The 13049-nt window shown below is 43.6% G+C and carries 10 protein-coding genes; 3 read left to right on the plus strand and 7 right to left on the minus strand.

All coding sequences use genetic code 11. The annotated features are described in order from the left end of the window. Positions 1–6: 6 nt before the first annotated feature. Entirely contained in the window at positions 7–1899 is a 1893-nt protein-coding gene (locus tag QWZ17_RS21740; protein WP_290307421.1) for a DUF4153 domain-containing protein, read from the minus strand. Between the two features lie 142 nt (positions 1900–2041). Here QWZ17_RS21740 and QWZ17_RS21745 point away from each other — a divergent pair, with 142 nt between their 5' ends. Continuing rightward, positions 2042–3025 (plus strand): pyruvate dehydrogenase complex E1 component subunit beta, encoded by a 984-nt coding sequence (locus tag QWZ17_RS21745; RefSeq protein WP_290307422.1) that lies wholly within the window; start codon positions 2042–2044, stop codon positions 3023–3025. A gap of 182 nt (positions 3026–3207) precedes the next feature. On the opposite strand, the gene QWZ17_RS21750 is transcribed toward QWZ17_RS21745, so the two are convergent. From QWZ17_RS21750 to QWZ17_RS21765, 4 genes are all read right to left on the minus strand, one after another. Further along, positions 3208–4653, minus strand: a complete 1446-nt coding sequence (locus tag QWZ17_RS21750) for a TolC family protein (RefSeq protein ID WP_290307423.1) — start codon at positions 4651–4653, stop codon at positions 3208–3210. A 10-nt stretch (positions 4654–4663) separates the two neighbouring features. Then, positions 4664–7825 carry an efflux RND transporter permease subunit gene (locus QWZ17_RS21755; protein ID WP_290307424.1) on the minus strand — a complete coding sequence of 1054 codons (3162 nt, stop codon included), beginning with the start codon at positions 7823–7825 and terminating at the stop codon, positions 4664–4666. Positions 7826–7902: 77 nt separating this feature from the next. Beyond that, positions 7903–9039: an efflux RND transporter periplasmic adaptor subunit gene (locus tag QWZ17_RS21760; protein WP_290307425.1), complete on the minus strand. Its 1137-nt coding sequence runs from the start codon at positions 9037–9039 to the stop codon at positions 7903–7905. Positions 9040–9160: 121 nt separating this feature from the next. Further along, positions 9161–9556: a hypothetical protein gene (locus QWZ17_RS21765; protein WP_290307426.1), complete on the minus strand. Its 396-nt coding sequence runs from the start codon at positions 9554–9556 to the stop codon at positions 9161–9163. Positions 9557–9848: 292 nt separating this feature from the next. Here QWZ17_RS21765 and QWZ17_RS21770 point away from each other — a divergent pair, with 292 nt between their 5' ends. Beyond that, positions 9849–10361 carry a hypothetical protein gene (locus QWZ17_RS21770; RefSeq protein ID WP_290307427.1) on the plus strand — a complete coding sequence of 171 codons (513 nt, stop codon included), beginning with the start codon at positions 9849–9851 and terminating at the stop codon, positions 10359–10361. A 221-nt stretch (positions 10362–10582) separates the two neighbouring features. Here the strand turns inward: QWZ17_RS21770 and prfA are convergent, their stop codons facing one another. Beyond that, positions 10583–11656 (minus strand): peptide chain release factor 1, encoded by a 1074-nt coding sequence (gene prfA, locus QWZ17_RS21775; protein ID WP_290307428.1) that lies wholly within the window; start codon positions 11654–11656, stop codon positions 10583–10585. A 229-nt stretch (positions 11657–11885) separates the two neighbouring features. After that, on the minus strand, positions 11886–12647 hold the full coding sequence (locus tag QWZ17_RS21780) for a UDP-2,3-diacylglucosamine diphosphatase (protein WP_290307429.1): 762 nt from the start codon (positions 12645–12647) through the stop codon (positions 11886–11888). A gap of 171 nt (positions 12648–12818) precedes the next feature. Here QWZ17_RS21780 and QWZ17_RS21785 point away from each other — a divergent pair, with 171 nt between their 5' ends. After that, positions 12819–13043: a hypothetical protein gene (locus tag QWZ17_RS21785; RefSeq protein WP_290307430.1), complete on the plus strand. Its 225-nt coding sequence runs from the start codon at positions 12819–12821 to the stop codon at positions 13041–13043. The last annotated feature ends 6 nt before the right edge of the window (positions 13044–13049 follow it).

Raw genomic sequence — 13049 nt, forward strand, 5'->3', positions numbered from 1 at the left:
ATTGATTTATTTTCGCTTTATGTAATAGCTAAAGGTTATGAACATGAACTTGGGCTTTTTCCCTTTTAATTTTGAAAACCGCGTGTTTTCTATCTGAAACTTTACTTCAAACCCCTTACCCTGTTGCGTGAGCGACAAAAGATCAGCCGGCATTTTATAAACGCCCATGTAGTCTTTTACCGGGGGCTTGTATTTTCCCAGCGTTTTAGGGTCGATAAATATTTTATTAATAACGTCTGTAGGATCAAACCTAAAGGTTTCCTTATTTATCGTTAAAAAACACACTTTATTTAAAAGAGTACGATGTTTAAACGTTATTAAATTTTGGTTATCGTCAAGGCTATCAACCGTATAACCGGGACTAAAATCAAAATCATACCCTTTAATATCTCTGACAGATGAGGCTATGTTAAATTCATAGTCGTCATTAATTTTTTCTACAGAATCAGTCGCAAAATAATAAGGCTCAAAATGTCCAAGTCCCAGGTGGGTTTTAGCCCACTCATATTTCAATTCGCGAAACTCATAGCGGCTGTACAAACCTGTCATTGGAAATTCTTTATGTCTTAGCTTCCCTAATGAGTCAGATACTGCTTCCAGATTTTTATTAAAATAAGGTTGTAATGCTGTAAGATCATACTTATCAATAAAATACTGCAACGCTGCAACAGCAGCGCTACCATCCTTTACGGTAACCTTAGTGCTATCAACAACAGTAAATTTGTCGTTTTTTATCGCATTATTTTTTTCAAAAAACTTAACAATAATCCTCCTTTGCGAATACATAGAAACCGTGAACGCGCTTTGCGGCCCGTATACAGATAACAACGTAAGCATGCACAGGGATATCGGTATCAGCTTTATATTTTGCTTTTTAAATGCCAAAAAGTAAATCGATATAAACAATAGCCAACACGCCAAAGCCATTATAAAATAGCGCCATTCTGTAATGCCATACTTAAATACCCTTGCACCAACTGCAACAAATAGTAACACCAACAGCGGCACTATCAAAAAGTAAAAACTACGGGCATAGGTTTTGAGCCATTTATTACCGTCTTGCTCCCTGATGGGGTAAACAAGCAATAAGGAGAGTATACCAAATACGGCATAGCTTAATATCAGGTCAGACACCAATCCTTTGGGCAGGCTCCATTGTACCAATATTTTAATTTCATACGCCAGCAGAATGGCCACGTAAATGGTTGATAACGGAATGAGCACATATTGTGTAAATATTTTGAGGCCTTTGGGATAACTTACGTCTTCATCAAGAGCTTGTGGATTAACCGGAACACCGGCCAAAAAGAAAGTGGTAGTAAACATGCCCGCTATCCATACCCATAATATGGCATAGGTATCCCACTCAAATTTGAAGTTGAATAAAAAGTTAGTGGCACCTATCGCGGCGGCAATGCCTAAAAACAATACCACACCGTACAAAACGCTGGTTAAAAAACGCAAAAACAAGGTTTTATTAAACTGCCAAAAACCGTTTACCTGCCCCTTACTAGTAAAAGCTGCAAAAGCTACCAGCAGGTGAAAGGCCAGGCATAGCAGGAAAAAGCGAATATAATCTGCCTCGCGGGCGGTAGGATCGATAATAAAAATTAGTGAACACGCAAAAACAGCGGCGATAAGCTTAACAGTAAGCGCTTTACCTTTTAGCATCGATCTGCTTTGTGTAAACAGTGTTGCTGATAGGCTAAGCAACAAGCCGAGGTTGGCCGTCATTACCATCCGCATTAGCCAGCCCTCATCTATCCGGTTCAAATGCTTCAATTCTACCTCAATAGTTCCGGCAATGGTACCTGCAATGGCAAACAGTAATTCAAAGGGGTAACGTTTTAGCGTGGATAAAAAGCCTTCGGCAAGTGTTTTTATGGATGGAAATTTCATTGTGGCGCAGGTTTATACCGGCAATGTAACCACATTTTGTAAAATATCTGTATTAAAACGCAAAGTGTAAAGGGTACAATTGCATTTAACACATTAGTGTTTATATTTGCGTTCGCAAAAAACATCATATTGATATAATATAATGAGAGAAATACAATTCAGAGAAGCGCTACGTGAGGCCATGGTCGAAGAAATGCGCAACGACGGAAATATATACCTGATGGGTGAAGAGGTTGCCGAATACAACGGCGCCTACAAAGTAAGCCAGGGTATGCTTGATGAGTTTGGTGCTAAACGCGTTATTGATACGCCCATCTCTGAATTAGGCTTTGCCGGTATAGGCATTGGCTCGGCCATGAATGGCTTACGCCCTATCATCGAGTTCATGACCTTTAACTTTTCGTTAGTGGCTATTGACCAGATCATCAACGGCGCTGCCAAAATCATGTCAATGAGTGGCGGTCAGTTTTCTGTACCAATCGTTTTCCGTGGTCCAACCGGTAACGCGGGTATGCTTAGCTCACAACACTCACAGTGTTTTGAAAACTGGTATGCCAACTGCCCAGGCTTAAAAGTGGTTGTTCCATCAAACCCTTATGATGCAAAAGGCTTATTAAAATCAGCGATACTTGATCCGGACCCGGTTATTTTCATGGAGTCTGAATTGATGTACGGCGATAAAGGCGAAGTTCCTGAAGAAACTTACTATATACCCTTGGGTAAAGCTAAAGTAGTATCTGAAGGTAGCGACGTTACTTTGGTAGGTTTTGGTAAAATTATGAAAGTGGTTATAGCCGCTGCTGCCGAACTTGCAAAAGAAGGTATCAGCGCCGAAGTGATCGACTTACGCACTGTTCGTCCTATTGACTATCCTACAGTTATTGAATCGGTTAAAAAAACCAACCGTTTGGTAATTATTGAAGAAAGCTGGCCTTTAGGTTCAATTGCTACAGAAGTTGCATTTAAAGTACAAAAAGACGCTTTTGATTACCTTGACGCGCCTATCCTGCGTATTATGGGCGGCGACGTTCCTTTGCCTTACGCGCCTACTTTAATACAAGAGTACCTGCCAAATGCAGATAGAGTTGTTAAAGCGGTTAAAGAAGTAATGTACGTTGCTAAATAACAACACGGTTTAAGGATTTTACAGATAAACAGGATTTCTGTAGGTTGTAAAATTTAAAACATATTCAAAGCGCCCGGTAAGTTATCGGGCGCTTTTGTTTTAAGGCCTGCATACTAAAGACTTACGAAGTTTTTGAAACTTCGTAAGTCTCGCTTTGGTCTAGTAAAAAGCAAATACTATTCCTATCTCCATCCGCCACCAACAGCCTGGTATAAATTAACCGAACTCAGGAAGATGTTGCGTTTAATATTAGCCAGCTCCAGTTCGGCATCCAGTACGCTTCGTTGCGCGGTAATGATCTCCAGGTAATTGGCACGGCCAACAACGTACAAATCGTTGGCTACCGAAAGCGCGTTATTGAGCGCAAGTAACTCCCGCCGCTTAAATTCAAAAGCCTGGTTATAATTATTGATGCCGCTTAAATTGTTATTAACCTCCTGGAAACCCGATAGAATGGTTTTCTGATAATTGTACACCGCTATCTTTTCTTCGGCAATGGTGCGCTCATATTCGGCCTTGATGCCTTTGCGGTTAAATATAGGAGCGGTAAGGCCACCTATCAACCCGTACGTAAACGAGGCCGGATTAAACAGTAAGCCCGCGTTAAAACTATTATACCCCACATACGGCGTTAAGGTAAGCGTAGGGAAAAAGTTAGCCCTGGCGGCCTTAATATCGGCATTCATGGCGGTTAGTTCTAATTCAGCGGCTTTAATATCCGGCCGGTTAAGCAGCATTTGCGATGGCACCCCCGCGCCAAGCACCGAAGGTAGCTTGATAGACATGATGGAAGTATCCCTGGCTACCTTTCCTGTAAAACTTCCGGTTAAAAATTTGAGCTGATTTTCTGTTTCGGTAACCTGCTGAATGGTCGTGTACTCCAATCCCCTGGTGCGCATCAGCTGCGCCTCAAATTGCTGCACGGCCAACTCCGTAGCGCGGCCACCCAATTTTTGGATCTTTACTATCTCCAGCGCGTTATTCTGTAAATTAATATTCTTTTTAATGATGCCCAGCTCAGTATCCAGCGCAAGCAATTGATAGTACAAGCCTGCTATTTGCGCCGTGAGTGCGGTGGTTACCAACCTGTACCCGCTTTGGCTTGCCAGGAAGCGGGCGTATGCCGCCTTTTTTTGATTGCTGAGCTTACCCCACAAATCAACCTCCCATGAGCTTTGAAAACCCAGGAAATAGTTTGGCGTAGGGTTGGGGATATGCTGCTTATCGTTAATGTTTTGCGAAAAATTGGTATCGTAATTACCAACACCGTTTTGAGTGTAGTCGCCATATTTTTCCAGGCCTGCATTGGCCGCCAGGTTTATAGTTGGCAATAATTTAGCCGCGTTAAAGCGTAAGTTGCTGCGCGATGCTTCTACACGTTGCAGGGCGGTAAGAATATCGGGATTGGCCTTAAGCGCGGTATCAATAAGGTTAACCAGCCTTTTATCGGCAAAAAACTGGCTAACGGGCAATACCGCGGCCGTAGTTGTATCTGTACCACCATTAAATGAGGCCGGCAAACTGCTTGCAGCCTCCTGTGCCGTGACCGGTTTATAACTTTTACAACCGGCTGCTAAAATCAAAGCCAGGGCGGAAGGGAATATATATAAATGAGCTTTTTTAAGCATGTTGGTATTATTAATGAGCAATTTCTAAATGAGGTTCGGCCTCTGCAACAGGTTGCTTTGGCTTTTTATTGGTCTCGGCTATACCGGCAAAAATGACGTACAAGCCCGGGATAAGGATCAGCCCGAAAATGGTGCCTAAAAGCATCCCCCCGGCGGCGGCAGTACCTATTGATCGGTTACCCATCGCACCTGCACCGTCGGCAAGGCATAAGGGAATCAAGCCGGCAATAAACGCCAGTGAGGTCATCAAAATTGGCCTTAAGCGTGATACCGCGCCTTCAATAGCGGCTTTAACAATTGATAACCCCTCCTTTTGCCTTTGGATGGCAAACTCCACAATCAGGATGGCGTTTTTACCCAACAAGCCAATCAGCATCACCAGGGCCACCTGGGCGTAGATGTTGTTTTCGAGTCCGGTTATTTTAAGGAAAAAGAACGCACCAAAGATCCCTGTAGGCAGCGATAGTATTACCGATAGCGGCAGCAGGAAGCTTTCATACTGCGCGGCCAGCAACAGGTATACAAACAGTAAACAAATGGCAAATATATAGATGGCCTGGTTGCCCGATAAGATTTGCTCCCGCGTCATGCCCGACCATTCAAAAGCATAACCTTTCGGCAGCTTTTGGGCGGCAATCCGTTCAATGGCCGCATTAGCGTCGCCGCTGCTAAAGCCTTTGGCCGCATCGCCGGTGATCATGGCCGATGTATACATATTGTAGCGGGTTAGCTGTTCGGGACCAAATACCTTTTCCATTTTGATGAAGGTGGAAAAGGGCACCATTTCGCCTTTGTCATTCTTTACCTGCAGGTTTAACACATCCTCGGGTTGGGATCGATACTCTGGCGAGGCTTGCACCATCACCTTATACATTTGCCCAAAGCGAATAAAGTTGGAGGCGTAAAAACTCCCCATCAACGTTTGCAGGGTCGACATCGCCTTATCAACCGTGATGCCTTTTTGAGCCGCCGTTTGCTGATCAACAGAGATCATATACTGCGGAAAATTAGGATCGAAACTGGTAAATGCTCCCGAAATCTCGGGCGAGGCATTCAGCGCGTCCACAAAATCCTTGGTTACTTTGGCTGCCTTTTGCAGATCGCCCTGGCCGCTACGGTCAAGCACCCTGATCTCGAAACCGCTGGAGTTACCAAAACCCGGTACAGTAGGCGGCGGAAAGTATTGGATTGATGCATCACCTATGTTTTTGGTTTTAGCGGTTAAATCAGCTATAATATCATCTAACGATTCCTTACGCTCATCCCAGGGTTTCAGGTTGATCATGGCCATACCATAGGATGCCCCGGCTATCTCATTCACCAAACTATAGCCAGATAGGGTTGATACCGATTCGATAGACTTTATTGACCGGGCTTTGCTTTCTATCTCTTTTAAAACCTGTTCGGTACGCTCAACAGTGGCACCCGCCGGGGTGGTTACGTTTACGTAAAGCATTCCCTGGTCTTCGGTTGGAATAAAGCCTGTTGGCAATATGGCGCTGGTACCCCAGGTAAGTACAAAAAAAGCCAGCAGTAAAATTATGGTGATTCCTTTCCTGGGCGATAGAAAAGTCATAAAGGTAGAATACTTGTTTTGCAAGCCATCGTACCGTTTATTAAAGCCCGCGAAAAAGCGCTGTGTTAGATTTTTCTTTTTAGGAGCGGGATTATGCTTCAGCATAATGGCACAAAGGGCAGGGGTAAGTGTCAAAGCGTTTACGCCCGATATCACAATAGCTATAGCCAATGTTAAAGAAAACTGCCGGTAAAATACGCCAACCGGTCCCGACATAAAGGCCACCGGCACAAACACTGCCGACATCACCAGCGTAATGGCCACAATAGCGCCACTAATTTCTTTCATGGCGCTAATGGTGGCGTCCATGGCATTCATATGCTGCTCGGTCATTTTTACGTGCACGGCCTCTACCACCACAATAGCGTTATCTACAACGATACCAATGGCCAGCACCAACGCAAACAGCGTAAGCAGGTTAATGGAGAAGCCCAGCAATTGCATAAAGAACAGCGATCCGATCAATGCCACCGGGACAGCCAACGCGGGAATAAGCGTAGACCTAAAATCCTGTAAAAAGATAAAAACCACCACAAATACCAGCAAAAAGGCTTCAACCAATGTGCGCAATACTTCGTGGATGGAAGCATCCAAAAAGCGTGATACATCATAATTTACATTATAGGTCATCCCTGCCGGGAACGAACTTTTCTGAAGCTCGGCCATGCGGGTTTTAATGTTGTTGATTACATCCCTGGCATTTGAGCCGGGGCGTTGTTTTATCATGATAGATGCTGAAGGCTTGCCATCGGTATTAGATACCATGCTGTAGGTAAGCGCGCCAAACTCAACATCGGCAACTTCTTTCAGTTTTAAAACAGAGCCACCATCTTCGGCCCTGATCACAATATCTTCATATTGTTTGGGTTCAAAAAACTTGCCGGGATAGCGCAATACATATTGCAATACCTGTGGCGATTTATCTGAGCTTTGCCCGGTTTTACCCGGCGCGGCTTCCACGTTTTGCGCGCGGATGGCTTCAATCACATCATCGGTAGATACTTTGTAGGCCATCATCCGGTCGGGCTTCAACCAAACACGCATGGCGTATTCCTTGGCGCCCATAATTTCGGCCCGGCCTACGCCGTCAATACGTTTAAGTTCCTGCAGTACGTTGATGTCGGTAAAGTTGTAAATAAACTTTTCGTCCATTGAGGTGTCCTCGCTCATGATGTTAAGGTACATGAGCATACTGTTCACTTCTTTTTCGGTAGTAACCCCCGCTTTGATAACCTCTTCAGGCATTTCATCAATAATGGTTGCCACACGCCCCTGCACGTTCACAGCGGCCTGATCGGGATCAACCCCCACATTAAAATAAATCTGAATCACTGTAAGGCCATCGTTACTACAAACGGTGGTCATGTAAGTCATGCCGGGCACGCCATTAATGGCGCGTTCAAGCGGGGTAGCCACAGCTTTGGCGCATACTTCGGCATTGGCACCGGTGTAATTGGCCGTTACGGTTACCGATGGCGGCACAATATCAGGAAACTGGGTTACCGGCAAAGTAATTAAGGCCAACACACCCAACAGGGTAATTATTAAAGATATAACAAGCGACAGCACCGGTCGCTTTATAAAAGTTTCAAACATGGCGTTGAGAGATAAGTGTACAATAAACCTGGGGCACCAATTTAAAAGCGCCCAATTTGTGAAGAAGTTTGCGGCTGTTATTTCATAGCCAACATAGAATCCTTCGCGGGTTTCTTTGGCACTATGGTCATGCCATCATGTACATTTTGGGTTCCCTCCATTAAAATACGGTCGCCGGCCTTTAATCCATCCTTCACAATATACCAGGTAGAGAGGCGGCTTTGCGTTGTGAAAGCATGCATGTGCAGCTTGTTGCTTTGATCAACTGTATACACATAGCTTTTATCCTGAATATCAAATACCGATTGCTGCGGAATCATGATCACGTTATCGGCCTTGGTTGATATATAAAGCTTACCGGTAGCACCATGTTTCAATAAATTTTGAGGATTGGGGAAACGCGCCCTGAAGTTGATTGATCCTGTTTTCTGATCAATTTCGGCCTCCACGGTTTCAATTTCGCCCTCATAAGGAAAATCAAGGCCATCGGCTAAAACTAATTTTACTTTATCGCTTGTTTTACCGGGCGCGGTTTTGCGTTTCCGCACATATTGCAGATACTCATTTTCGGGAAAACTGAAATAGGCATACATTGAACTGATATCTGATAAGCTAGTAAGCAATGTACCCTCATCAATTAAACTACCCGATTTTAGGGGAATCCTGTCAATAATACCATCAAATGGCGCGTGTATATAGGTATAAGCCAACTGGTCTTCGGCGCTTTGCACCATTGATTGGGCCTCTTCAATGGTAGCTTTATCGGCACTTAACTTTGATTGGGCAACTTCCAGTTCCGATTTGGAAATCACCTTTTTATCAACCAATAGTTTAACCCTGTCTACTTCAAGCGCGGTGGCTTTGGCATCGGCTGTGGCATTACTGAGCGCCGCTTTGGCTTTGGTAAGGTTTACTTTAAACTCCTGGTCGTTCAATTTAAAAAGCAATTGCCCTCTTTTTACGGTAGCCCCCTCATCGGCATAAATTTTTTCGAGAAAGCCGCGCACCCGCGACCGGATCTCGATGTTTTTAAATGCCTGAATATCGGCAACGTAAGGTTTTTGAATTACGGTATCACGGGTGCTCAGTGTTAATACGGGTAGTTGCAGGGTATCGGCGGTTTCCTGGGCTGTTTGCGCCTTTGACGTGCAGCCCGTGACATATATAGCGGTAATAATTGCCAACAAAGGCAATATTGATTTTATTGATCTCATTTTTTTCTGATAGCATTAAATAAACATGCAGGTCATGGTAGCTGCCCGGATGCATCTGTTATTAAGTTTTGGGGTGTAATACAAGATGTATAGAACTATACATCGCTTCAGAGAAAAAAGATCAGAACGGACTGAGCCTGAAAAGAAAGCCATAATAGGCAGGCAACGATGCTTTAATTACCTCGTTTTGAACTGGGCCATCTTTTAAAGTAGCGGCGATATTATTTTTTACAACTTGTTGAAAGGGCAATGCGGCAACAGAGTTATTATGCCTGCTATGAACAAATCTCACATAAGCCCTGCCGTGGTTACCTTCCTTGCCGGGGGCACCGGGCGAATCGTCGTCAACCTCCTGTTGTTCAACAATGTTATTGATGTTTTGGTGCAGGCGGGAGATGGCATCGGCCTTATTGCCCGATTTTTGGTAATGGCTAACAATTGTTTCTGCACCGGCAGATGCAGCTATTGCAAGCTGGAAAAAAAAGAATACAAAAAGTATTTTTTTTATTGACGCCATTATTGCGAAAATAGCAAATAACTATTCCACAGTCAAGTAAAATTGCATTTACAAAGGCATAAAATACAATTGTTTTTATTTTTAATGCCTAATTGTTAACATTTTAGCTTTTAAACGTAACAATTGTATAACAATGACACACGAATGAGTACTTCGTTATATATCTTTTCTGAAAAAGCACCTACCTAACGACAACCTAAAATGAATTATTCACAAAATATGTTAATTGAAACCAGCTCATTAGCGCCTTTATGTATAAAATACCTATTTTAGGCACACAAATACCAACATCATGCAAACCCCCCATTTTAAAGGCATCAAAGCCTTTGTTTTGATAGCACTCGCCTGCACCATATGCAGCAAAACTTTTGCCCAAACCAAGCCGGCAACCACCACGGCATCAAGCACTACGGTCAAAGCTCCCGCCGCTGTGGTAACCGGCCCTACCATCCTTATTGAAAAGTTCTTTAAAAGCTACGATAAAGAGAGTACCACCAAAGCGATGATGGATATTTTTAAAACCAATCCGCTTATTGACTCTAACAGCCTGGTAAAACTAATCACCAAAATTGATACTACCCGCAGCATTATTGGCGCCTATACAGGAAAAGAGCTCATTGTACAACGCAAAGCATCAAACAGCCTGATACTATACAGCTACCTGGTGAAACACCAAAACCAGCCTTTACGGTTCACCTTTATGTTTTACAAACCTAAAAACGATTGGGTGATCTACCGCCTTTATTTCGACGACTCTATTAGCAGCGAATTAGAGCAATCGGCCAAGATTACGGGAAAACCTTGATTGGGAGCAAGGACTTTTGGAGCAAGGAGTAAGAATTCCGGGAGTAAAGATTTTTTTCTGGAGTAAAGATTTTGGGAACAAGGATAAAAGATCTTTTACCGACAAAATAAAAAAGAGCAGGGACATATTATCCTTGCTCTTTTCTATTATGAGGATCAATACTTTCGATACTTTCGCTATATCCTTGTTCTTTACTCCAAAAATCCTTGCTCCAAAACCCCTTACGCTACTGTTCCTTCTTTTAGTTTCTCGGCGTTTTCGGCAAATTGGAGGGCTTCCATAATTTCCTGCAGATCACCGTTTAGCACACCGGGCAGGTTGTAAATGGTTAAGCCGATGCGGTGCTCGGTTAAACGGCCTTGTGGATAATTGTAGGTACGTACCTTGGCCGATCTATCGCCGGTTGATACCATGGTTTTACGTTTTTTGGAGGTTTCTTCCAGGTGCTTTTGCAGCTCCATTTCGTAAACCCTTGAACGTAGTACCTGTAAAGCCTTATCGTAGTTTTTTAACTGCGATTTTTGATCCTGACATTGGGCCACAATACCAGTAGGCAGGTGGGTTAACCTTACAGCCGAGTAAGTTGTATTTACCGACTGACCACCCGGACCAGATGCGCAAAACAAATCCTTACGGATATCGCTTACCTGCAAATCAATATCAAACTCATCAACTTCGGGCAATACCACCACAGAAGCTGCTGAGGTATGTACACGGCCCTGTGTTTCGGTATCCGGCACACGTTGTACACGGTGCACGCCCGACTCGTATTTTAAATTACCGTAAGCATCCTCGGCGTTTACGTTAAATACAATCTCTTTGTAGCCACCGCTGGTGCCTTCGGTATAGTCAACCAGTTCGGTTTTCCAGCCGCGACGCTCGCAATAGCGCATATACATGCGGTAAAGATCGCCGGCAAATAAAGCGGCTTCGTCGCCACCTGTACCGCCACGGATCTCGATCATCGCGTTTTTTGAATCCTCCGGATCTTTAGGGATCAGCATTAAACGGATCAGCTCTTCTTTTTCGTCCTGCTGGGTAAGTAATTCGTCAAGCTCCATTTTGGCCATTTCGCGAAACTCTTCGTCTTTCTCGTTAGCCAGGATATTTTTATTGGTGTCGATATTGCTCATGATGTTGCGGTAAATATTATACTCGTCAACAATCTTGGCTAAATCCTTATATTCTTTATTCAGCTGGGCAAAACGCTTCATGTCCTGCATAACCTCAGGATTGCTCAATTCGCCTTCAACGGTTTTCCAACGTTGAAATATCAGTTCTAATTTCTCTAACATATTATATTGTTCAAAGGTTAATCAAAGCAGCTTTAATTAACGTTGGTCCGGCCCAGGAAGGTGTTAGTTTTCTGTCGGTTTACAGGCTTGCTTTAAAAAACGCACAAAAGTACGCATTTTCGGGCATATATTTTTTCAGTGGATTGTAAGATGTTTCTTGTAGTTCATGGTTCATAGCCAGGGTGAGCAGTTAACTCATGAATCATAAAACAGCACCATGAACCATGATCTATGAACCATGAACCTTCTCAAAATACTCCAGTTTCAACTCTTCCCCGTCAAACACCGCGTAACTGTTATAGTTGATCCATTCACCAAGGTTAATGTAGCGGCTTTGGGGGGTAAGCTGTATATCTAATGGCAAATGGCGGTGGCCAAAAATGAGGTAATCATAAAAATTGGTTTTCAGTTCTTCTTTACAAAAAGTAACCAGCCATTCTTGCTCGTGGGGCTTATGATTTTCTTTTTTTGAATTGGCTATGCGGCTATGGCTCGACCAATAGTTGGCCAGTCCCACACCAAAATTAGGGTGGATACGGGCAAACAGCCATTGGCAAAACCCGCTGCGAAAAAAGTTTTTAAGCACCTTGTAAAAACCATCCCCCGGACCAAGACCATCGCCATGGTGCAGAAAAAACTTTTTACCGTTACGTTCTATCTTTAACTCGTCGCTAATAATGGTGGCCCCTAATTCCTTTTCAAAGTAATTAAACATCCACATATCGTGGTTGCCTTTAAAAAGGTAAAGCTTTACGCCGCTATCGGTAAGTTGGGCCAGTTTACCCAAAAACCGGATGTAGCCGCGCGGCACAACGGTTTTATATTCAAACCAAAAGTCAAACACATCGCCCATTAAAAACAACTCGGCGGCATCTTCTTTGATACTGTCAAGCCAGCGGATTATCCTGTCTTCGCGTTCCCGGCTGCTGGCAAGTGCCCCTGCACCTAAATGAAAATCTGAAGCAAAATAAAGTTTGTTACGGGTTGACATACGGGGTAAAAATACAGATTATGCGTGAAAAAAGCTTTACTATACCGTTGTATTAACAACATGACAATGGTGCCGGGTTCTGTTCTTTACCTGTTTTAAATGTCATACCGTGTAATATTAAAACAACCCGTGTTTTGACGGGTTATAACTGTACATTAAAACTTAAAAATCATGCCACTACCAGAAAACCCAAATCTTGATGATAACCAGGACGAAAGAGATCCCGGAAACGAATACGAACAAAACGAAGGCCAGGACACAGGCAACGAACGACTGAACACCGACGAAGCGGATACCGCTGCCATTGACGCCGCGACAAGGGCATCAGAATCGGCCTTTACATTAAATCTTGATGATGATATTCCCGCTGTTCAAATAGATAAAAACGATGATTAGCTTTGT

Source organism: Mucilaginibacter flavus (genome assembly GCF_030409315.1).
Lineage (GTDB): Bacteria > Bacteroidota > Bacteroidia > Sphingobacteriales > Sphingobacteriaceae > Mucilaginibacter > Mucilaginibacter flavus.